Source organism: Serratia sp. S4 (assembly GCF_000347995.1).
In the GTDB taxonomy this organism is placed as follows: Bacteria; Pseudomonadota; Gammaproteobacteria; order Enterobacterales; family Enterobacteriaceae; genus Serratia; species Serratia quinivorans.
The window spans coordinates 1,325,494-1,346,328 of sequence record NZ_KB661120.1; the positions used below are offsets into that span (position 1 = coordinate 1,325,494).

20 protein-coding genes are annotated in these 20,835 nt (G+C 57.6%); 14 read left to right on the top strand and 6 right to left on the bottom strand.

Annotation, left to right across the window (positions count from 1 at the left end; translation table 11 throughout):
* Window positions 1-9: 9 nt before the first annotated feature.
* From kdpD to SERS4_RS25685, 5 genes are all read right to left on the bottom strand, one after another.
* Entirely contained in the window at window positions 10-2,703 is a 2,694-nt protein-coding gene (kdpD, locus tag SERS4_RS0106895) for a two-component system sensor histidine kinase KdpD (protein ID WP_012005682.1), read from the bottom strand.
* A gap of 76 nt (window positions 2,704-2,779) precedes the next feature.
* Window positions 2,780-3,349, bottom strand: coding sequence for a potassium-transporting ATPase subunit KdpC (gene kdpC / locus SERS4_RS0106900; protein ID WP_017891934.1), 570 nt, complete (start codon window positions 3,347-3,349; stop codon window positions 2,780-2,782).
* A 19-nt stretch (window positions 3,350-3,368) separates the two neighbouring features.
* Window positions 3,369-5,438: a potassium-transporting ATPase subunit KdpB gene (gene kdpB / locus SERS4_RS0106905; RefSeq protein ID WP_012005684.1), complete on the bottom strand. Its 2,070-nt coding sequence runs from the start codon at window positions 5,436-5,438 to the stop codon at window positions 3,369-3,371.
* A 26-nt stretch (window positions 5,439-5,464) separates the two neighbouring features.
* Window positions 5,465-7,153 (bottom strand): potassium-transporting ATPase subunit KdpA, encoded by a 1,689-nt coding sequence (gene kdpA / locus SERS4_RS0106910; RefSeq protein ID WP_017891935.1) that lies wholly within the window; start codon window positions 7,151-7,153, stop codon window positions 5,465-5,467.
* On the bottom strand, window positions 7,153-7,242 hold the full coding sequence (locus tag SERS4_RS25685) for a K(+)-transporting ATPase subunit F (protein WP_004949718.1): 90 nt from the start codon (window positions 7,240-7,242) through the stop codon (window positions 7,153-7,155). The genes kdpA and SERS4_RS25685 overlap by 1 nt, the downstream gene beginning before the upstream one ends.
* Before the next feature lie 444 nt (window positions 7,243-7,686).
* On the opposite strand from SERS4_RS25685, the gene SERS4_RS0106920 reads away from it, so the two are divergent.
* The 12 genes from SERS4_RS0106920 to nei all read left to right on the top strand — a co-directional run bounded on the left by SERS4_RS0106920 (window position 7,687) and on the right by nei (window position 17,971).
* On the top strand, window positions 7,687-7,893 hold the full coding sequence (locus SERS4_RS0106920) for a YbfA family protein (RefSeq protein ID WP_012005686.1): 207 nt from the start codon (window positions 7,687-7,689) through the stop codon (window positions 7,891-7,893).
* 143 nt (window positions 7,894-8,036) lie between these two features.
* Complete coding sequence (locus SERS4_RS0106925; RefSeq protein WP_017891936.1) at window positions 8,037-8,990, top strand: 2-thiouracil desulfurase family protein; 954 nt, start codon at window positions 8,037-8,039, stop codon at window positions 8,988-8,990.
* A 15-nt stretch (window positions 8,991-9,005) separates the two neighbouring features.
* The gene (gene phrB / locus SERS4_RS0106930) at window positions 9,006-10,436 is read left to right on the top strand and encodes a deoxyribodipyrimidine photo-lyase (RefSeq protein ID WP_017891937.1); all 1,431 of its coding nucleotides are present in this window, start codon (window positions 9,006-9,008) and stop codon (window positions 10,434-10,436) included.
* Between the two features lie 22 nt (window positions 10,437-10,458).
* On the top strand, window positions 10,459-11,439 hold the full coding sequence (locus tag SERS4_RS0106935) for an MBL fold metallo-hydrolase (protein ID WP_012005689.1): 981 nt from the start codon (window positions 10,459-10,461) through the stop codon (window positions 11,437-11,439).
* Window positions 11,440-11,456: 17 nt separating this feature from the next.
* Window positions 11,457-12,200 (top strand): type 2 GTP cyclohydrolase I, encoded by a 744-nt coding sequence (locus tag SERS4_RS0106940; protein ID WP_012005690.1) that lies wholly within the window; start codon window positions 11,457-11,459, stop codon window positions 12,198-12,200.
* A gap of 151 nt (window positions 12,201-12,351) precedes the next feature.
* Window positions 12,352-13,008: a 5-oxoprolinase subunit PxpB gene (gene pxpB, locus SERS4_RS0106945; RefSeq protein WP_026142252.1), complete on the top strand. Its 657-nt coding sequence runs from the start codon at window positions 12,352-12,354 to the stop codon at window positions 13,006-13,008.
* On the top strand, window positions 13,002-13,934 hold the full coding sequence (pxpC, locus tag SERS4_RS0106950; protein ID WP_017891939.1) for a 5-oxoprolinase subunit PxpC: 933 nt from the start codon (window positions 13,002-13,004) through the stop codon (window positions 13,932-13,934). Before pxpB ends, pxpC begins: the two co-directional genes overlap by 7 nt.
* Window positions 13,924-14,661: a 5-oxoprolinase subunit PxpA gene (gene pxpA, locus SERS4_RS0106955; RefSeq protein WP_012005693.1), complete on the top strand. Its 738-nt coding sequence runs from the start codon at window positions 13,924-13,926 to the stop codon at window positions 14,659-14,661. The genes pxpC and pxpA overlap by 11 nt, the downstream gene beginning before the upstream one ends.
* A 60-nt stretch (window positions 14,662-14,721) precedes the next feature.
* Complete coding sequence (locus tag SERS4_RS0106960) at window positions 14,722-15,453, top strand: DUF969 domain-containing protein (protein ID WP_017891940.1); 732 nt, start codon at window positions 14,722-14,724, stop codon at window positions 15,451-15,453.
* A complete protein-coding gene (locus SERS4_RS0106965; RefSeq protein ID WP_017891941.1) occupies window positions 15,450-16,469 on the top strand; it encodes a DUF979 domain-containing protein in 1,020 nt (339 codons plus the stop codon). The genes SERS4_RS0106960 and SERS4_RS0106965 overlap by 4 nt, the downstream gene beginning before the upstream one ends.
* A gap of 9 nt (window positions 16,470-16,478) precedes the next feature.
* On the top strand, window positions 16,479-17,123 hold the full coding sequence (gene pcp, locus SERS4_RS0106970) for a pyroglutamyl-peptidase I (RefSeq protein WP_017891942.1): 645 nt from the start codon (window positions 16,479-16,481) through the stop codon (window positions 17,121-17,123).
* A gap of 56 nt (window positions 17,124-17,179) precedes the next feature.
* On the top strand, window positions 17,180-17,971 hold the full coding sequence (nei, locus tag SERS4_RS0106975) for an endonuclease VIII (RefSeq protein WP_012005697.1): 792 nt from the start codon (window positions 17,180-17,182) through the stop codon (window positions 17,969-17,971).
* A gap of 107 nt (window positions 17,972-18,078) precedes the next feature.
* Here the strand turns inward: nei and SERS4_RS0106980 are convergent, their stop codons facing one another.
* Window positions 18,079-19,371: a citrate synthase gene (locus tag SERS4_RS0106980; protein WP_012005698.1), complete on the bottom strand. Its 1,293-nt coding sequence runs from the start codon at window positions 19,369-19,371 to the stop codon at window positions 18,079-18,081.
* Window positions 19,372-20,104: 733 nt separating this feature from the next.
* Between SERS4_RS0106980 and sdhC the strand changes: the two genes are divergently transcribed.
* Together sdhC and sdhD are read left to right on the top strand one after the other, a co-directional pair.
* Window positions 20,105-20,494, top strand: a complete 390-nt coding sequence (gene sdhC, locus SERS4_RS0106985) for a succinate dehydrogenase cytochrome b556 subunit (RefSeq protein WP_004949747.1) — start codon at window positions 20,105-20,107, stop codon at window positions 20,492-20,494.
* The gene (sdhD, locus tag SERS4_RS0106990; RefSeq protein WP_012005699.1) at window positions 20,488-20,835 is read left to right on the top strand and encodes a succinate dehydrogenase membrane anchor subunit; all 348 of its coding nucleotides are present in this window, start codon (window positions 20,488-20,490) and stop codon (window positions 20,833-20,835) included. The genes sdhC and sdhD overlap by 7 nt, the downstream gene beginning before the upstream one ends.

Here is a 20,835-nt window from a genome sequence, read left to right on the forward strand (position 1 = left end):
GGGACTTGATTAAAGATCAAAGGCTTCGCTGTCTATTTCTGGTGGTTTCTCCAGCGGTAGCACAAAGCGGAAACTGGCACCGCCGTTGGCACCGTTTTCGGCCCAGATACGGCCACCGTGCACTTCAATAATGGCACGGCAAATTGCTAACCCCAAACCCACGCCGGGGATCGCCGACTCTTTATTGCCGCGAGAAAACTTATCGAAAATAAGCTGCATTTTCCCTTCGGGAATGCCCGGCCCATCGTCCCAGACTTCGACTTCCAGCCACTCTGGCAGAGTATGGGCACGAATACCGATAGTAGCATCGTAGCCGGCATATTTATTGGCATTTTCCAACAGGTTAGTGAACACGCGCTCCAGCAGGCTGCCGTCGCAATTAACCAATACCAGCTCCGCCGGTAGCTCAACCTTGATTTGATGCTGAGTCATCAGCGGCTCCAGCATATGCAGCGATGCGCCGACGATCTCTTCCAGCGATTGCCACTCTTTACGCAGATTAAAACCCCCGGATTGAATGCGCGCCATATCCAGCAGGTTGTTCACCAGCCGGGTGGTGCTCAGCACCTGCTGGCGGATCTGACTGGCCTGGGTTGCATGGTTGGAGCCTTCCGCCGCCAGATCGAGCGTCAGAATTTCTGCCTGACCGAACAGCACCGTCAGCGGAGTGCGTAAATCGTGGGACAGCGCCGCCAGCAGCGAGTTGCGCAGTTGTTCGCGTTCGGCGTCCAACTTGGCTTCCTCGGCGCTGCGCGCCAAATGCAAGCGTTCCAGCGCGCTGGCAATCAATACCGCAAAAGTCTGTAGCAGCCGCTGTTGTTCCGGCACCATCAGCTGACGCAGGTTGCTGGGCTCGATGGCCAACAGGCCAAAGGTTTGTTTCGACGTGGCTAACGGCAACAGTTGATAGGGAACGCCGGGCAGGGTATCGGTACCGGCTCCGGCCGGCATGCCCTTGTCGAAACTCCAGCGCGCAATAGCCTCATCTACCGACAGCAGTCCGCCGGTTTCCCCGACCATTTGCTGCAGCTTGCCGTCTTCCTGTGGCAGCAGCAGCACGGTTTTGGCCTGGAAACTGCTGGAGAGGAAGTGGCGGCTGGTTTTGGCGATGTCTTCGGTGGTCAGCGCCTGGCTCAGCCCACGGGAGATCTCATACAGATGACGAGCCCGCTGCTCGCGGTAGCGCGCCACCCGCGCCTGATAACGTACGCCGGCGGTCAGGTTACCGATAGTGATGCCGACCGTCAGCATCACGCCGAAGGTCAGCAGATATTGCATATCGCTGACGGCAAACGACCATTCCGGCTGGACGAAAAACAGGTCAAAACTGGCGACGTTGATCACCGCCGCCAGCACCGACGGCCAGCGGCCGAAGAACAGCGCGACAATGGCCACGCCAAGCAGGTAAACCATCACCAGATTGGCCTGATCGAAGCCCGGCAGCAGCCACTGGGACAGCAGAGTGATCAGGGCGCAGAGTGCGACGGCGACGGCACAGCCACGCAGTTGCATACGCCATTTCTCGCCAAAGTTGCGGCTGTCGTGTTCTTTGCCTGGCTGCGGGGGGCTGTCGTTTTCCAGCGCGACAATCACCAGATCGAGGTCCGGACCCAACTTGCCGAGGCGATCGGCAAAGCTGCCGCGTAGTTTCCAGCGCTGTTCGCTGCGACGACCGATAATGATTTTGCCCAGGTTGTGCTCACGGGCGTAACGCAGCACCGCGCGTTCTTCGTCAGGTTCGGACAGGGTGGCGGTTTCGGCCCCCAACTCCTGCGCCAGCCGCAGCGCTCGCAAAATTGCCCGGCGCTGGCTCTCCGGTAAACGGTGCAATTTGGGCGTTTCGACATAGACTGCGTGCCAGTGGCAGCCCAGCCGGGCCGCCAGACGGGCGGCGATACGCACCAGTTTTTCGTTGCCGCTGTTATGGCCGACGCACAACAGGATACTGTCGCGGGTATGCCACACGCGTTCACGCCCCTGAGTGTCGCGGAAGGCGCGCATCTGGTCATCGACCCGATCGGCGGTGCGGCGTAATGCCAGTTCGCGCAGGGCAATCAGATTGCCCTTACGGAAAAAGTGCTCGATGGCACGTTCGGCCTGACCGGGGATATACACCTTGCCTTCATTCAGACGCTGGCGCAGATCGTCCGGCGGCAGGTCAACCAGCACCACCTCGGTGGCTTCGTCGAACACGTGATCGGGCACGGTTTCACGTACCCGTACCCCGGTCACGCCGCCGACCACGTCGTTCAGGCTTTCCAGATGTTGTACGTTGACGGTGGTCAGCACGTCGATACCGGCATCCAGCAGCTCTTCGACATCCTGCCAGCGCTTCGGATGGCGTGAGCCATGGGCGTTGCTGTGCGCCAACTCGTCCATCAGGATCAATGCCGGGTGACGAGCCAATGCGGCGTCGAGATCAAACTCCTGCACCATTCTGCCGCGATACTGAATGCGCTTTTGCGCCAGCAAATCCAGCCCGCCCAGCAGCGCGGCGGTTTCGCTGCGGCCATGGGTTTCCACTACGCCGACCAGCACGTTCAGCCCCTGGGCACGCAGCCGCTGGGCTTCCTGCAGCATGGCGTAGGTTTTGCCTACCCCGGCGCAAGCGCCGAAGAACACCTTCAGGCGGCCACGGGGCTTTTCATTGGCCAGCGCCAGCAGGCTATCAGGGTCGGGGCGCTGTTGTTCCTCTTCCACCATCGGAGTTCCTTTTTGCAGCAACGTAAAGCGGGTCCGGCACGCCGGACCCGTTACTTATCCTTTAACACGCGGGGCATTATTTCAATGCGTCGAGTGCCAGATTCAATTTCAGCACGTTCACCACCGACTCACCCATAAAGTTGGGGGTGGCCTGATCGGTGCTTTCATCAATCAGTTTGGCGATTTTTTCCGGTGCCAGTTGGCGCGCCGCAGCCACCCGCGCCACTTGATACTGTGCCGCCGCAAGAGAGATCTGCGGATCCAGACCGCTACCGGACGCGGTCAGCAGATCGACCGGGATCGGGCCTTTCATCGCCGGATTAGCCTGGCGCAGCTGTGCCGCACGCTCGGCAATGGCTTTATCCAGCGCCGGGTTGGTGGCGGCCAAATTGCTACCGGCAGACGCCATGGCATTATAGGCCGAATCAGCGGTGGCAGAAGGGCGGCCCCAGAAATACTCGGGTTTGGTAAAGTTTTGGCCGATTAACGCCGAACCTACCACTTTGTCGCCCTGGTACAGCAGCGAGCCGTTGGCCGCGCCGGAGAACAACAGCTGCGACAGCCCGGTGGTCAGCAGCGGGTAGGCGATACCGGTAATCAACGTCAGCAGGATCAACATCACCAGTGAAGGTCGTAAATAAGACATTTTCATTTCCTCTTAATGATTAACCGGCGATATGCAGCGCGACCAGGAGCAGGTCGATCAGCTTGATACCGACAAAGGGCACCAGCAGACCGCCCACGCCATAAAGCCACAGGTTACGACGCAGCAGCGCAGCGGCGCTCATTGGCTTGTAACTCACCCCTTTCAGCGCCAGCGGGATCAGGAACACGATCACCAGGGCGTTGAAAATAACCGCCGACATAATGGCGGAAGCGGGGGAGTGCAGATGCATCACATTCAGCGCGTTTAACTGCGGATAGGTTGCCGCGAACGCCGCCGGGATGATGGCGAAATACTTGGCCACGTCGTTGGCAATACTGAACGTGGTCAGCGAGCCGCGCGTCATCAGCATCTGTTTACCGATATGCACCACTTCAATCAGCTTGGTCGGGTTGGAGTCCAGATCGACCATGTTGCCCGCCTCTTTGGCGGCCTGGGTACCCGAGTTCATCGCCACCGCCACGTCGGCCTGTGCCAGCGCCGGGGCGTCGTTGGTGCCGTCGCCGGTCATCGCCACCAGACGGCCTTCAGCCTGGTATTGGCGGATCAACGCCAGCTTGGCTTCCGGCGTCGCTTCCGACAGGAAGTCATCCACCCCGGCTTCGGCGGCAATGGCGGCAGCGGTCAGTGGGTTATCGCCGGTGATCATCACCGTTTTGATGCCCATTTTGCGCAGTTCGACAAAGCGTTCTTTGATACCGCCTTTGACGATATCCTTCAGCGCCACCACCCCCAGCACCCGTGGCCCTTCTGCCACCACCAGCGGCGTACCACCGGTGCGTGCCACGCTGGCCACCAGGTCGTCTACCGCCTGCGGGAAGTGACCCTGATTGGATTCTACGTGACGGCGAATGGCATCCACTGCGCCTTTACGGATCATGCGGTCCTGCACGTTGACGCCGCTCATGCGCGTCTGGGCAGAGAAGGGCACGAAGGTAGCGTTCAACGCCTGCAGGTCACGTTCGCGCAGGTTAAAGCGCTGTTTGGCCAGTACGACAATGCTGCGGCCTTCCGGCGTTTCATCCGCCAGCGAAGACAGCTGCGCGGCGTCGGCCAGTTCCTGTTCTTTCACTCCCGGCGCCGGCAGAAATTCGGATGCCTGACGGTTACCCAGCGTGATGGTGCCGGTCTTATCCAGCAGCAGTACATCCACGTCACCGGCGGCTTCCACCGCACGGCCACTGGTGGCAATGACGTTGGCGCCCAGCATCCGGCTCATCCCGGCCACGCCGATGGCGGACAGCAGACCACCGATGGTGGTAGGGATCAGGCAGACCAGCAGGGCCACCAATACGGTGATACTGACCACCGAACCGCCGTTGGCGGCGTCAACGCTGTATTGCGAGAACGGGAACAGCGTAGCGGTCGCCAGCACGAACACCAGGGTTAGCGCCACCAGCAGAATGGTCAGCGCCACCTCGTTCGGGGTTTTGCGGCGTTTGGCGCCTTCCACCATGGCAATCATCCGATCAAGGAAGGTTTCGCCCGGGTTGACGCTACACTGCACTACCAGCCAGTCGGACAGCACGCGGGTACCGCCGGTGACCGATGAGAAGTCGCCGCCGGACTCACGGATCACCGGTGCGGACTCACCGGTAATGGCGCTTTCATCCACCGATGCACCGCCTTCCAGCACTTCGCCGTCGCAGGGAATGGTGTCACCGGCCTCGACCAGCACCACGTCCCCCTTGCGCAGGCTCTCGGCGGAGACTTTCTCGGTGGCGCCCTCACGGCGCGGTCCGGCCAGTTTCTTCGCCCAACTGGTTTTCTTGGTGCCTCTCAGGCTTTCCGCCTGAGCTTTGCTGCGCCCTTCGGCCAGCGCTTCGGCAAAGTTGGCGAACAGCACGGTGAACCACAGCCACATGGCAATGCTGCCGGTAAAGGCGGCGCTGCCGTCGGTCTGTTTGGCGAGGATCGCCAGCCAGATGGCCGTGGTCAGAATGCTGCCGATATACACCACGAACATCACCGGGTTACGCCACTGGGTACGCGGATCCAGCTTTTTCAGCGCATCGATCAGCGCGGTACGGACCAGTGCCGGTTCAAACAGCGCGCGTTGTTTGCGAGTCATCTTTTATTCTCTCTCTATGACGTCGATTATTTGGTCAGCCAAAGTTGCAAATGCTCAGCCACCGGTCCCAGCGCCAGCGCAGGCACGAAGGTTAATGCGCCCACCAGCAGTACGGTGCCGACCAGCAGGCCGATAAACAACGGCCCGTAGGTTGGCAAGGTACCGTTGCCCGCAGGCTGGCGTTTCTTGGCGCACAGCGAACCGGCAATTGCCAGCACCGGCAGGATCACCCCGAAGCGGCCGACGAACATGGCAAAGGCCAACAGCAGGTTGTAGAACGGCGTGTTGACGCTCAGCCCACCAAAGGCGCTGCCGTTGTTATTGGCGGCGGAGGACAGGGCATACAGCACTTCGCTGAAACCGTGCGCACCCGGGTTAAGAATGCCGGCGCGGCCTACGTCGGTAGAGATGGCCAGTGCGCTGCCCAGCAACACCAGGGTCGGCGTGACCAGGATCGCCAGCGCGGTCATTTTCATGTCATAGACGTCGATTTTTTTGCCCAGATATTCCGGGGTACGCCCAATCATCAACCCGGCGATAAACACCGTCAGCAGCACGAACAGCAGCATGCCGTACAGGCCGGAACCGACGCCGCCGAACACCACTTCACCAATCTGCATCAGCCACATGGGCACCATGCCGCCCAGCGCGGTGAAGGAGTCATGCATGGCGTTGACGGCCCCACAGGACGCTGCGGTGGTGACCACCGAGAACATGCTGGTGGCGAGAATGCCAAAGCGCGATTCCTTGCCTTCCATATTGATGTTGCTGGCACTGCCCAGCTCGCTCAGATGCGGATTACCGGCCAGCTCGGCGTACATCACCACTACGACGGCCACCACGAAGATCAGTGACATCGCCCAGATCAGCGCATGGCCCTGACGGTTCTCACCGGCCACCTGGCCGAAGGAAAAGCACAGCGCACAAGGGATCAGGAAGATCGCCAACATCTGCACAAAGTTGGTCAGTACGGTCGGGTTTTCGAACGGATGAGCCGAGTTGACGCCGAAGAAGCCGCCGCCGTTGGTGCCGAGCATCTTGATCGCTTCCTGAGAGGCAACCGGCCCCATTGGCAGCGTCTGCTGCGCGCCTTCCAGCGTGCTGATATGCAGGTAAGGCAGGAAGTTTTGCAGCGTGCCCTGGTTGACGAAGAACAGCGCGATCAGCAGCGAGATCGGCAGCAACACGTACAGCGTTATACGGAACACGTCGATCCAGGCATTACCTATGGTGGCGCTGGAACGGCGGGTGAAGGCACGGATCAGTGCAAAGGCCACGGCGATACCGGTAGCGGCAGACAGGAAGTTCTGCACTGCCAGCCCGGCCATCTGGCTGAGGTAGCTGAGGGTGCTTTCACCGCTGTAGGCCTGCCAGTTGGTGTTGGTGACAAAGCTGACGGCAGTATTGAACGCCAGATCCCATGACAGGCCGGGGAAGCCCTGCGGGTTTAGCGGCAACGAGCCTTGCGCCATCAGCAGCGCAAACAGCAGCGCCAGGCCGAGCAGGTTGAACCACAAGATTGCCAGCGCGTACTGCCACCAGTTCATTTCAGCGGTGGTATTGCCACAGCAACGCCAGACGGCGGCCTCCACCCGACGCAGCGCGGGTAAAGGTTCACCTTCGATCAGGCGCGCCAGGAAACTGCCTAACGGCCGGGCCAGCAGCAAAAGCACCAGCATAAAGCTGGCAATCAATAAAAAGGCTGAAGCTGCCATCAGAAATCCTCCGCATTGAACAGGGCATAAACCAGATAGCCCAACAGCAGCAGGACCAACAGCGCACCACCAATAACGCTGATACTCACAGGACACCTCCAGAGGTGTAGTTTTTGATAGAGCGAGTGTAGGGAGGGCGGTAGAAAGAAGATGAAAAAATAGCGCTGGCCGGTGTAAAAAAAGTATAAAAATGGCTGAAATTACAGCAGAAAATGGCTTTTTAGCCTCGATTTTGGGGGGCGTAGCGTAGTTGGACTCCTGTTTGGGGGCGTGAAGATGAAGGTTTGCGTAAACAGGGTGTAAATAACCACAATGTAACCGATGGTTAGTTAATTATTAACTTGTGTGTAACAAAATTACGTGATGACGCATTTAATTGCGATTTTTTGACCAGTTTAGTGGTCGGATGAGTAGTAAACTTTCATCAATTGCGCTAAAATTTTGTCCAGTTACCAAATCATCCCGTTTTAATGGTTTACGCCAGTGCTGTTTGCAAGACAAATCAACGGCCGGGCGTTTTTAAGGAGGTTCGCATGTCTATCTACCCAGCTTATTCATTGCATCGGATTCTCCTGCGTCGCAGCGCAGTGATCCTGGCAGGTGTGTTGGCTTTACCGGTAATGCTTTTCCGCAGTGACCGTGCTCGTTTTTACAGCTATTTGCACCGCGTCTGGTCAAAAACCAGCGATAAACCGGTCTGGCTGCAGCAGGCGGAACTGGCGGCCTGCGATTTCTACTGATTGCCGCCGCTGTCCCCTGAAACCCTCGCTTCGCAGCGGGGGTTTTTTTATGGGCGCGGTTCGGTCATTGTGTTGGTAAGGTTCGTCCTGAGAGGGAAATTCCTCTACACTTTTAACATCATCCAACGCTGCGGGAGCCCATGATGAGTGACAAAATTCCGGTCGGGATCAGCGCCTGCCTGCTGGGTGAAAAGGTGCGTTTTGACGGCGGCCATAAACGGCTGGCCTTCGCGGTGGAACAACTGGCGCCCTATGTGCGGTTTGAGGCGATTTGCCCGGAAATGGCGATCGGCCTGTCGACCCCGCGCCCGGCGCTGCGGTTGATCAAAAAACAACATCATGTCGCCCTGCGTTACAGCAATGACGACAGCATCGATGTGACCGACCAGATGCAGCAGTTTTCCACCCAGCGTATTGCTGCTTTGCAGCATCTGTGCGGCTACATTGTCTGCGCTAATTCGCCAAGCTGCGGCATGGAACGGGTACGGCTGTATGATGAGAGCGGTGCAGGCGCGCGTAAAAGCGGCGTCGGGTTGTTCACCGCCGAACTGCAGCGCCAAATGCCCTGGCTGCCGGTGGAAGAAGACGGACGCCTGAATGACGCAACGCTGCGGGAAAACTTTGTCGAACGCGTTTATGCCTTGTATGAGTTGAACATGCTGTGGCGCAAGGGGCTGACTCGTGGTGGGCTGATCGCCTTCCACAGCCGTTATAAGCTGTCGCTGCTGGCGCACTCACAGCCGGAATACCGCGAACTGGGGCGCTTTGTGGCTGATGTGGATAAATGGGAGTCGCTGGAGGCGTTCGCCATTGAATACCGCAGCCGTCTGATGAGACTGTTGGCGCACAAGGCGACGCGCCGCAACCATACCAACGTGCTGATGCACGTACAGGGTTATTTTCGCAGTCACCTGAGTTCCGCGCAGCGTCAGGAACTGGCGCAGTTGATCGACCGCTATCGGCAGGGTGTGCAGCCGCTGTTGGCGCCGATTACTCTGCTCAAACATTACATGGCCGAATACCCCGATCGCTATCTGGCCGATCAGCGTTATTTCGAGCCCTATCCCGAGGCGTTGCGCCTGCGTTATGGCCATTAATTGACAAGGAGTTTTATGACCACGCATCTGGTCTGGTTGCGTAACGATCTGCGTATTACCGACAACAAAGCGTTGCATGCCGCTTGCAGCGATCCCGACGCCCGCGTGCTGGCGGTGTTTATCGCCACCCCGCAACAATGGCGACAGCACGAAATGGCCCCCCGCCAGGCTGCATTTATCCATGCCAACCTGCTGCAGGTGCAGCAGGCTCTTGCCGAACGCGGCATTCCGCTTGGCTACCACCAGTGTGATGATTTTGCCGCCGCGGTTGACTGGCTGACGGCGTATTGCGCGCAGCAGCAGGTGGATAGGCTGTTTTACAATCGCCAGTATGAAATCAATGAGCGCCAGCGCGACCAACGGCTGGAACAGCGTTTGTCCGGGCAGGCGATTTGCCAGAGTTTTGATGACAGCCTGCTGTTACCGCCGGGTAGCGTGCAGACCGGTAGCGGCGAAATGTACAAAATCTACACGCCGTTTCGTAAAGCCTTTATCCAGCGTCTGACTGAATCCGACATTCAATCCTTGCCTGCGCCTAAACCACGGGCAGGCGGCGCATTACCGGTAACCGCTATCCCAGAGGCATTTGATTATCCGCCGGCAGAGCCGAACGAGGATTTCCCCGCCGGGGAAGAAGCGGCGCTACAGCGGCTACGCAGCTTTTGCCGTGAGCAGGTGCAGGATTACCTCGAGCAGCGGGATTTACCCGCCATTGCCGGGACCAGCAGCCTGTCGCCTTATCTGGCGATGGGCGTGTTGTCGCCGCGCCAATGTTTTAACCGCCTGCGGGCTGAATGTCCGCAGCTGCTGGAAAATCATGACAGCGGTGCCTTCGGCTGGCTCAATGAGCTGATCTGGCGCGAGTTTTATCGGCATTTGATGGTGGCCTATCCCGCGTTATGCAAGCACCGTCCCTTTATCGAATGGACGGATAGGGTACGCTGGCAGGATAACCAAGAACGGTTGCAGGCCTGGCAGCAGGGCGTGACCGGTTATCCGATTGTCGATGCAGCCATGCGCCAATTGAATACCACTGGCTGGATGCACAACCGATTACGCATGATCAGCGCCAGCTTTCTGGTGAAAGACTTGTTGATCGACTGGCGTGCCGGTGAAAGCTATTTCATGTCACAGTTATTGGATGGCGATCTGGCGGCCAATAATGGCGGTTGGCAGTGGGCGGCCTCAACCGGCACCGACGCTGCGCCGTACTTCCGCATTTTTAATCCGACCACTCAGGGCGAACGTTTTGATCCGCAAGGCACTTTTATCCGTAAATGGTTGCCCGAGCTGGCGGATGTACCGGACAATGCTATTCATCAACCCCATCGCTGGGCGGAACAACAGCAGCGCGTGCTGGATTATCCGCTGCCGATTGTCGACCACAAACAGGCGCGGCTGGAGACGCTGGCGGCCTTTGAAGTGGCGAAGCGCGGGGAATATTAAGGCAACAGCAAGGAGCAAAATAATGATGAAAAAGGTGCTGGCCCTGTGCCTGAGCGGCTATTGCGCCCTGGCGCAGGCCGGCTTTGACGTGGTGGCGCTGGGCGTGGACGGCGGCGTGGGGGGCGGCAATCTGACCTCCTACCTGATCCGCAGCGACAATCAGACGCAGTATCTGGCGCTGGATGCCGGCTCACTGCTACCGGGCATCGCCAAGGGGCTGGAAAAGGGCAGTTTCCCGCAGGTCACCCCTGAACTGGCTGCGCCTTATACCCCGCAGGGCTATATCTTCCGCCAGTTAATCGGCGCTTACTTTATCAGCCATGGTCATCTGGACCACGTGGCCGGGCTGATTATCGGTTCGCCGGAAGACAGTAAAAAGAATATCTATGCCCAGGTCGATACCATTTTGACCCTGCGTAATCATTATTTTAACTGGAAGGCCTGGCCTAACTTCACTGATTCCGGCAACGGTTCGCGACTGGGGACTTACCGGTTGCAAACGGTACGGCCACAGCAGCGCGTGACTCTGGGCATGACTGGTTTGAGTGGCGTGATGTATCCGCTCAGTCATGACCGCTACCCTTCTTCGATGTTGCTGGTGTCCGATCGCAGCGGCTCTTTCGCCTATTTTGGTGATACCGGAGCGGACGCACTTGAGCAGTCGCGCAATCTCGATAGCGCCTGGCGTGCGCTGGGGCCGTTGATTGAGCAGAAAAAGTTGAAAGGGATGATTATCGAAACCTCCTATCCCAATGAGGTGGAAGATAAAAACCTGTATGGCCACCTGACGCCGGCGTGGCTGCAAAAAGAGTTGAAGAATCTGACTCAGTACAGCGGCGGCGAAGGCTCGCTGAAAGATTTCCCGGTGGTGATCAGCCATATCAAGCCCAGCCTGAAGCAGGGCGAAGACGTGCGCGCGACCATTAAACAGCAGTTGGAACAGGGTAACAGCCTGGGCGTAAAATATATCCTGATGGAACAGGGCGACCGGCAGACATTTTGAATTAAAGAGAGAACTCTATGCGTAACCTCGATCTGGAACAGTTGATCAACACAGAACTGAACACCGCCGCGTTTCAGGATTACGGGCCGAATGGCCTGCAGGTGGAAGGGCGAGCGCACGTGCAGCGTATCGTCACCGGCGTGACCGCCTGTCAGGCGCTGCTGGATGCGGCAGTGGCACATCAGGCGGACGCCATTGTGGTGCATCACGGCTATTTCTGGAAAAACGAAGCGCCTTCGGTGCGTGGTATGAAGCGCAACCGGCTGAAAACGCTGCTGAGTAATGATATCAACCTGTACGCTTATCATCTGCCGCTGGACGCGCATCCGGTGCTGGGTAACAACGCGCAGTTGGCACATTTGCTCGGGATCCGGGTGATTGGCGAAGTGGAGCCGCTGGTGCCGCACGGCGAATTCGAGCAGCCATTGACCGGTATTGAACTGCAACAGCGCATCGAGAGCCGTCTGGGCCGTGCGGTGTTGCACTGCGGCGATAACGCACCGGCGCATATCCGCCGTGTAGCCTGGTGCACCGGCGGCGGTCAGGGCTTTATCGACAGCGCCGCACGCTTTGGCGTTGATGCCTTTATCAGCGGTGAAGTTTCTGAGCAAACTATCCACAGCGCGCGAGAAATGGGTATTCACTTCTTTGCCGCCGGGCACCATGCCACTGAGCGCGGTGGCGTTAAGGCGCTCGGTGAATGGCTGACCCAACAGCATGGCTTTGACGTGACCTTTATTGACATCCCCAATCCCGCCTGATTATCCCCCAGGATCCAGCCCGGCTTTTACCGTGGCTGAATCCTTTTAATAGCCTAATCCCTTATTTTCTCAAAGGTTGTTCTATTGACAGCCAGAGCGTCGTCGCGCATAACTGTTGTGTTTTCATCGCGATAATAATAAGGAGAAAAGGGTGCAACGAGCACGATGTTACCTATTAGGTGAAAGAGCGGTAGTGCTTGAGCTGTCGCCACCGGTGACGCTGCCGAGCCAGCAGCGGATCTGGGCGCTGGCCGAAAAACTGAATCATCATCCCGATGTGCGTGAAGTGATACCGGGCATGAACAATCTTACGTTGCTGCTGCATACGCCGCAGGCCGACGCAGAACAAATGCTGACGCTGTTGCAACGGGGCTGGGACAGCAAGGAAATCCTGGTGCCGGAATCGCGCCAGGTGGATATTCCGGTGATCTATGGGGGTCAGGACGGCCCCGACCTGGATGAAGTGGCACGCCACACCGGCATGACGCCGCAGCAGGTTGTGGAATGCCACTCCTCGGCGGCCTACGTGGTCTATTTCCTCGGTTTTCAGCCCGGTTTTTCTTACATGGGCGGCATGCCGGAAAAGTTGGCGACGCCGCGCCGCGCTGAACCGCGCTTGTCGGTGGCGGCAGGCTCCGTTGGCATCGGCGGCAGCCAGACCGGGATTTATCCGCTGGTCACCCCCGGTGGCTGGCAGTTGATTGGCCGTACTCCTTTGGCGCTGTTTAATCCCTATGAAATGCCGCCAACCTTGCTGCGCCCCGGTGATAGCGTGCGGTTTGTGCCGCAGAAGGAGGGCGTATGCTGAAGATCTTGCGTGCGGGCATTTACACCACGGTGCAGGATCTGGGCCGTAACGGTTTCCGTCGTTTGGGCGTCAGCCAGGGCGGGGCGCTCGATGAACCTGCGCTGAGGATCGCCAACCTGCTGGTGGGTAATGCTGCCAATGCCGCCGGGCTGGAAATCACTCTCGGGCAATTTAGCGCCGAATTTACTCAGTCAGGTTGGATCGCTCTGACCGGTGCCGGTTGTGATGCGCAACTCGATGGCAAACCGCTGTGGACCGGCTGGCGCTATCCGGTCAATGCGGGCCAACAGCTGATACTGAAAACGCCAAAACGCGGTATGCGCACCTATCTGGCGATCAGTGGCGGCATCGCGGTAGCGGAAATGCTCGGCTCGCGAAGCACCGATAACAAAGCCGCTTTTGGTGGGCTGGAAGGGCGTAATCTGCGGGATGGCGACAGCCTGCCGCTGGGGCAAAGTCATTCATTGCCAAAGCAGAGTTTTGGTGTGAAGCAACCGCTGTTCAATAACCGCATCCGTGCGTTGCCGGGGCCGGAATATGATGAGTTCAGCGAAGAGGCGAAAGAGGCTTTCTGGCGCACAGCCTGGCAACTGAGCCCGCAGAGTAACCGCATGGGTTATCGTCTGCACGGCAGCCATGCGTTAAACCGCACCACTGACCGCGAAATGTTATCGCACGGCCTGTTACCGGGGGTGGTGCAGGTACCGCATAACGGCCAACCAATTGTGCTGATGGCCGATGCACAGACGACCGGCGGTTACCCGCGTATTGCCTGCGTGATCGAGGCCGATCTCTACCATTTGGCGCAGATCCGCCTGGGCGAGGCCATCCACTTTGTTACCTGTACTTTGGCCGAGGCGCAACGCGCCAGGGTCGAGCAGGAGCACTTTATCCAACAGATTGCCTGGGGGTTAGATGATCGTTGATTTAAATGCCGATCTCGGCGAGGGCTGCGCCAACGATCAGGCGCTGCTGCAACTGGTCAGCTCGGCCAATATTGCCTGCGGTTTCCACGCCGGGGATGCGCAAACCATGCGGCAATCGGTGCGTTGGGCACTCCAGTACGGCGTAGCTATTGGTGCGCACCCGAGTTTTCCCGATCGCGAGAACTTTGGCCGTACCCGTATGCAGCTACCAGCGGAAACGGTCTATGCCCAGGTGGTATATCAACTGGGTGCATTGGCCGCGATCGCCCGTGCCGAAGGCGGGGTGATGGTCCACGTCAAGCCGCACGGCATGCTGTATAACCAGGCGGCTGTGGAGCCGGAATTGGCGCAGGCTATCGCCCGGGCGGTTAAAGCGGTCGATCCGACGCTGCGGCTGGTGGGGCTGGCGGGCAGTGAGCTGATCCGCGCCGGTGAAGAGCAAGGATTGGTAACGCGGCAGGAAGTGTTCGCCGATCGCGGCTACCAGGCCGACGGCACATTGGTACCGCGTGGTCAGCCGGGGGCGTTGATTACCAGCGACGAACTGGCACTGGCGCAAACGCTGGAAATGGTGCGTCATCATCGGGTTCGTACCCTGAGCGGCACCTGGGCCGCCGTTCAGGCCGAAACCGTCTGCCTGCACGGCGACGGTGAACATGCGCTGGAATATGCGCGCACGCTGCGCGAACGTTTTGCCGTGGAAGGCATCAGCGTCAGCGCTCAGTAAGGCAGTACATACACAACACACAACACAACAAAAACTATTAGAAATTACCGAGGGAATACTATGGAACAGGCCGTTAACCTTTGGCCACTGATTGGCATCGCCGCCATCGTGGTTGGATTTGTTTTACGCTTTAACCCTGTGCTGGTGGTGATTGCCGCCGGCATTATCACCGGGCTGGCAGCGCTGATGCCGCTGGATACGATCCTGGAAAAACTGGGTGAAGGCTTCCTCAATACCCGTAACCTGCCGCTGATCCTGCTGCTGCCATTGGCAGTAATAGGTCTGCTGGAACGTCACGGGCTAAAAGAGCGTGCGCAGGCGTGGATCGCCAAGATCAAAAGTGCCACCGCCGGCCGCTTGCTGATCGTCTATCTGTTCGTGCGTGAAATTACCGCTGCCATGGGGCTGACCAGCCTGGGGGGGCATCCGCAAATGGTGCGCCCACTGTTGGCACCGATGGCCGAAGGGGCAGCGGAAAACCGTTACGGCGAGCTGCCGGAGCGTACGCGCCACCGCCTGCGGGCGATGTCTGCCGCCACGGATAACGTTGGGTTGTTCTTTGGCGAAGATATTTTTGTCGCCTTCGGCGCGATCATCTTCATGCACAACTTTATGCTGGAATCCGGCGGCATCCAGACCGAACCGCTGCATATCGCCTTGTGGGGCATTCCTACCGCCATCTTTGCCTTCCTGATCCATGCATTCCGGCTTTACCGGATGGATAAACAGCTCAGTGCCGAACTTTCGCAGCTCAACCAGGCGGCGCTGCAGGCCAAAGGAGATGTCCAATGACTTTCCAACAACAATATCTTTACTGGCTGGCGGGCGTGGTGCTGTTGATCGTGGCGGTGATGTCTTTCCGCGATCGCGCCAACCCGCGCCGCGTCGCCACGGGTCTGTTCTGGGCGCTGTACGGCCTGATTTTCCTGGTCGGTGACTGGACCTATAGCCTGTTGGGCGACGTGCTGGGTGAGGGTAGCAATGAGAAACGCATGCTGCATATCATCGTCGGTGTGGTGGTGGTGATCATGGCGTTGATCGCCGGTTTCGGCGGCGTACGTCTGGGCAGCTATCACCAACGTACCCCACAGCAACGTGAAGAGAGCGCCAAACGCCTGGGCAACCGGCTGTTTATTCCTGCGCTGGCGATCCCGGTGGTAACGGTGGTTGGCGTGCTGTTGTTCAATAATATTCCGGCGCTGCAAACCGCGGTCTTCGGCAGCGGCAACCACGCCACCCTGATTACCCTGTTCTCGATGACCGTCGGCTGTTTGCTTGGTCTGGTTATCGCGGTGAAAATGACCCACGAAAAAGCGCTACAGCCGATTCAGGAAGCGCGTCGCCTGCTGGATTCTATCGGTTGGGCATTTATTCTGCCGCAAATCCTCGCCACGCTGGGCCTGCTGTTTACCACTGCCGGTGTCGGCACGGCCATTTCTCATCTGACCCAGGAGTATCTGGCGGTCGATAACCGCTTTATCGCAGTGGCGGTTTATGCCATCGGCATGGCGCTGTTGACCATGATTATGGGCAACGCCTTTGCGGCTTTCCCTATCGTCACCGCCGGTATTGGTATCCCGATCCTGGTGTTGCAGCACGGCGGTAATCCGGCGGTAATGGCGGCCATCGGCATGTTTTCCGGCTATTGCGGCACGCTGATGACGCCAATGGCTGCTAACTTTAATATTGTACCGGCGGCGTTGCTGGAATTGCCGGACAAGAATGCGGTGATCAAGGCGCAGATCCCGACCGGGGTGCTGCTGCTGTTGGTCAACGTATTCCTGCTTTATTTCCTGATGTTCCTGTAAGGAGAACGCATGCAAAAGGTATTGATCACGGGCTTTGAGCCCTTTGGCGGCGAACGCGTTAATCCTTCGTGGGAAGTGGTAAAGCAACTCAATGATATGGAACTGGCCGGTGCGCGCATTATTGCACGCCAACTGCCCTGCGTGTTTGGTACGGCGCTGGAAGCCCTGAATGCGGCGATTGATGAAGTGCAGCCGGTGATGGTGTTGGCGATCGGCCAGGCCGGAGGACGTACCGATATCACCATCGAACGGGTGGCGATCAACGTCGATGATGCCCGTATCCCCGATAATCAGGGGCAGCAACCGATCGACGAACCTATCGTTAAAAGCGGCCCGGCGGCCTATTTCAGCACGCTGCCGATCAAGGCGATGGTCGACTCGATGCGCGAAGCGGGTATTCCCGCCTCGGTATCGCAAACGGCCGGTACCTACGTCTGCAACCATGTGATGTACGGTCTGTTGCACCGTTTAAACAGCCAGCAGGCAATCAAGGGCGGGTTTATTCATATTCCTTATCTGCCTGAACAGGCTGCCGCACACCCTGGCGCACCGAGTATGGCGGCGACCACGGTATTGTTCGCCCTGGAACTGGCCATTTCTATTGCGTTACAGGTTGAACACGACCTGAAAGTAGTCGGTGGCGCGACGCATTAATCGCAGTTATTCCCCGGTGCGGCCTGCTGCACCGGGGTCCATTCAGGAGTTTTCATATGCCGGAAGGACCGGAAATTCGCCGGGCGGCGGATGCACTGGCGGCGGCGGTGATCGACCAGCCGCTGACCGAAGTCGGTTTTGCCTTTCCCCAGCTTAAACATTACCGCGACCGGTTAATTGGCGAGCGTATTATCGCTATTGAACCACGGGGTAAGGCACTGCTGACCCATTTTTCCAATGGTCTGACGCTGTATAGCCATAACCAGTTGTATGGCGTGTGGAAAGTGGTTAAAGCAGGGGAGACGCCGGAAACCAAACGGGATCTGCGCGTGCGGCTGGAAACGGCAGATCGGGCGATTTTGCTGTACAGCGCCTCGGAGATTACCGTCGGGCCGCGCGAGGAAATTGAGCAGCATCCGTTCTTGCAACGTATCGGCCCCGACGTACTGGATATGACGTTAACGGTGGCCGCGGTGGAGCAACGGCTGCTGTCACCGGCGTTTCGCCGCAGGCAACTGGGCGGCATGTTGCTCGATCAGGCGTTTCTCGCCGGGTTGGGCAACTACCTGCGGGCCGAGATCCTCTGGCAGGCAGAGCTGGCCCCCCAGCATAAGCCACAGGATCTGGCGCCGGAAACCTTGCAGCGCTTGGCGGAGGCGTTGCTGGCGGTACCGCGCTTGTCTTATCAGACGCGTGGGCAGGTGGATGAGAACCGCCATCATGGCGCGTTGTTCAGCTTTAAGGTGTTCCACCGCAGTGGTGAACCTTGCGAGCGTTGTGGTGCGATGATCGAACGTACGACGCTGTCTTCAAGGCCCTTTTATTGGTGCCCAGGTTGCCAGAAATAGGTTATTCAATGTTTCCCCTCACCCCGACCCTCTCCCCAGGGAGAGGGCAAAAAAAAACGCCGTCCTGGGGGGCGGCGTCTTGCTGCAATACGTAGGGTAAAGCGGCGTTATTTGTTTTTCACTTGGGACTTGAAGTCACGCTCGGCATAGCCGGTGTACAACTGACGCGGACGGGCAATCTTGATGCCTTCGTCATGCATTTCGTTCCAGTGTGCAATCCAGCCAATGGTACGGGCGATGGCAAAGATAACGGTGAACATGGAAGAAGGGATCCCCATCGCCTTCAGGATGATGCCTGAATAGAAGTCGACGTTCGGATACAGTTTCTTCTCGATGAAGTACGGGTCGTTCAGCGCGATGTGTTCCAGCTCCATCGCCACTTGCAACAGGTTGTCGTCCTTCTTGTTCAGTTCTTTCAGCACTTCGTGACAGGTTTCGCGCATCACGGTGGCGCGTGGATCGTAGTTCTTGTACACGCGGTGGCCGAAGCCCATCAGACGGAACGAGTCGTTCTTGTCCTTGGCACGCTTGATGAACTCAGGAATGTGCTCAACGGTTTTGATCTCTTCCAGCATCTTCAGTGCGGCTTCGTTGGCGCCGCCGTGTGCCGGGCCCCACAGTGAAGCGATACCGGCAGCGATACAGGCAAACGGGTTAGCGCCTGAAGAACCTGCGGTACGTACGGTAGAAGTGGAAGCATTTTGCTCGTGATCGGCGTGCAGGATCAGGATGCGATCCATTGCGCGTTCCAGCACCGGGTTCACCACGTATTCTTCGCACGGGGTGGCGAACATCATATGCAGGAAGTTACCGGCATAGGACAGATCGTTGCGTGGATAAACGAACGGCTGACCCAGTGAATATTTGTAACACATGGCCGCCACGGTAGGCATTTTGGACAGCAGCCGGAACGCGGTGATCTCGCGGTGACGCTCGTTGTTGACGTCCAGTGCATCGTGGTAGAACGCCGCCAGGGCGCCGGTCACGCCGCACAGCACCGCCATTGGGTGTGAGTCACGACGGAAGCCACGGAACAGATGGGTGATCTGATCGTGGATCATGGTGTGACGGGTCACGGTGGTTTTGAAGGTCTCGAACTCTTCTGCGGTCGGCGTTTCGCCGTACAGCAGGATGTAGCACACTTCCAGATAGGAAGACTCTTTCGCCAGCTGTTCGATCGGGAAGCCGCGGTGCAGCAATACGCCTTTGTCACCGTCGATAAAAGTGATTTTGGATTCGCAGGAAGCGGTAGAGGTAAAGCCGGGATCAAACGTGAAATAACCTTTGGAGCCCAGGGCGCGGACATCAAGGACATCGGGGCCCAGTGTCGGGGTTAATACGCCCAGTTCGATTGGAGCTTCACCATCGTTAATGGTTAGCGTCGCTTTCTTATCAGTCATTTACAGTCTCCTTTGCGCCTTATTTTAAAAACCTCTAACAACTGAAATACCTTAATTCTCCTCAGGTTGCCCGCAAAAAATGGAGCGGACGCTAACTCTGTGAGCGACTGCGCAAATGCGCGGGTAGGGTACAGAGTGCTAACCAGGCGAACGAGGTGGGTGACCAGTTGTTAACGATTCATCGGAATTCGTTATGTTCTGTTAATCTTACCTACGACGTGTTCGGGGGTGGTTGAACCTATCCCAATAAACTGTTTTATATGCCTTATTTGTTCTCGTCTGCGGTGATGGGCTGCAAACGTGACCGGCAAAAACCGCCATTGGGATAGGTTCTTTCAAATACACTGTTGCATATCCTGAACATCGGGGGAAGTGTATCTGCTGACCTATTGCGCATCATAGGGCCGTTTGTGCCCCTATATGTAATGGAATTGTTGATCTCTTGTCAAATCAGATAATTAATTTTATGCTAATTGTGAAATCCGTGATCTAAATCACTGTTCGGGGGAAATGTTACCAAAGGGATTGTATGGGAATTGTAATCAGAATGTGATCCTCCTATACTGCCGCCAGGTCTCCGGGATACCCTGAAGTAGGAGCACCCAGCGTTATAACTACGCGCCGTTTAAGCACAGAGGATGTTGTTGTTTGAGCGCGTGACGTGTGAGGGTTTTGGCTCTTAACGCTGTCTGATCCCCGCCCAGGCCGGAGGAAGGAAAATAATAAGAGCTGTGTGGGCAAAAACGTGAAAAAACAAAGACCTGTCAACCTGGATCTGCAAACGATTCAGTTTCCCGTAACTGCGATAGCGTCCATCTTACACCGAGTCTCTGGCGTAATTACCTTCGTTGCCGTGGGTATCCTCCTCTGGCTGCTGGGCCTGTCACTCTCTTCCCAAGAGGGTTTCATGCAGGCTGCTGCCATCATGAATAGCTTCGTTGTCAAATTCATATTCTGGGGCATCCTCACTGCGCTGGCCTATCACATTTGCGGTGGCATTCGCCATTTGTTAATGGATTTTGGCTATATCGAAGAGAGTTTAGCCGCCGGTACCCGTTCTGCCCAAGTGGCAATCGGTCTGACCGTCGTGCTGTCAGTTCTGGCTGGAGTCCTCGTATGGTAAACAATGTTTCTGCATTAGGACGCAACGGCGTACACGATTGGTTGTTACTGCGTGCTTCCGCTATCGTCATCACCCTGTATGTTCTGTATATCCTGGGCTTCTTTGTCACGGCTCCGGATCTCACCTACGAAATCTGGCGCGGCTTCTTCGCCACTTCTATTACGAAAGTGTTCACGCTGCTGACGCTGCTGTCGATTCTGGCTCATGCCTGGATCGGGTTGTGGCAGGTGCTGACGGATTACGTCAAGCCGGTAGCGGTACGTCTGGTGTTGCAACTGGCGATCGTTGTCGTGTTGCTGGTCTATTTACTGTACGGAACAATCGTAGTGTGGGGTGCGTAA

Bases quoted from the DNA above. Each gene is read 5' to 3' on its own strand.
- pxpA (WP_012005693.1), top strand. From the start codon at position 13,924: ATGATCGTTGATTTAAATGCCGATCTCGGCGAGGGCTGCGCCAACGAT.
- SERS4_RS0106965 (WP_017891941.1), top strand. From the start codon at position 15,450: ATGACTTTCCAACAACAATATCTTTACTGGCTGGCGGGCGTGGTGCTG.
- sdhD (WP_012005699.1), top strand. From the start codon at position 20,488: ATGGTAAACAATGTTTCTGCATTAGGACGCAACGGCGTACACGATTGG.
- SERS4_RS0106935 (WP_012005689.1), top strand. From the start codon at position 10,459: ATGATGAAAAAGGTGCTGGCCCTGTGCCTGAGCGGCTATTGCGCCCTG.
- kdpD (WP_012005682.1), bottom strand. From the start codon at position 2,703: ATGGTGGAAGAGGAACAACAGCGCCCCGACCCTGATAGCCTGCTGGCG.
- SERS4_RS0106980 (WP_012005698.1), bottom strand. From the start codon at position 19,371: ATGACTGATAAGAAAGCGACGCTAACCATTAACGATGGTGAAGCTCCA.
- kdpB (WP_012005684.1), bottom strand. From the start codon at position 5,438: ATGACTCGCAAACAACGCGCGCTGTTTGAACCGGCACTGGTCCGTACC.
- pxpC (WP_017891939.1), top strand. From the start codon at position 13,002: ATGCTGAAGATCTTGCGTGCGGGCATTTACACCACGGTGCAGGATCTG.
- SERS4_RS0106960 (WP_017891940.1), top strand. From the start codon at position 14,722: ATGGAACAGGCCGTTAACCTTTGGCCACTGATTGGCATCGCCGCCATC.
- kdpC (WP_017891934.1), bottom strand. From the start codon at position 3,349: ATGTCTTATTTACGACCTTCACTGGTGATGTTGATCCTGCTGACGTTG.
- kdpA (WP_017891935.1), bottom strand. From the start codon at position 7,153: ATGGCAGCTTCAGCCTTTTTATTGATTGCCAGCTTTATGCTGGTGCTT.
- SERS4_RS0106940 (WP_012005690.1), top strand. From the start codon at position 11,457: ATGCGTAACCTCGATCTGGAACAGTTGATCAACACAGAACTGAACACC.
- phrB (WP_017891937.1), top strand. From the start codon at position 9,006: ATGACCACGCATCTGGTCTGGTTGCGTAACGATCTGCGTATTACCGAC.
- SERS4_RS0106920 (WP_012005686.1), top strand. From the start codon at position 7,687: ATGTCTATCTACCCAGCTTATTCATTGCATCGGATTCTCCTGCGTCGC.
- nei (WP_012005697.1), top strand. From the start codon at position 17,180: ATGCCGGAAGGACCGGAAATTCGCCGGGCGGCGGATGCACTGGCGGCG.
- SERS4_RS0106925 (WP_017891936.1), top strand. From the start codon at position 8,037: ATGAGTGACAAAATTCCGGTCGGGATCAGCGCCTGCCTGCTGGGTGAA.
- pcp (WP_017891942.1), top strand. From the start codon at position 16,479: ATGCAAAAGGTATTGATCACGGGCTTTGAGCCCTTTGGCGGCGAACGC.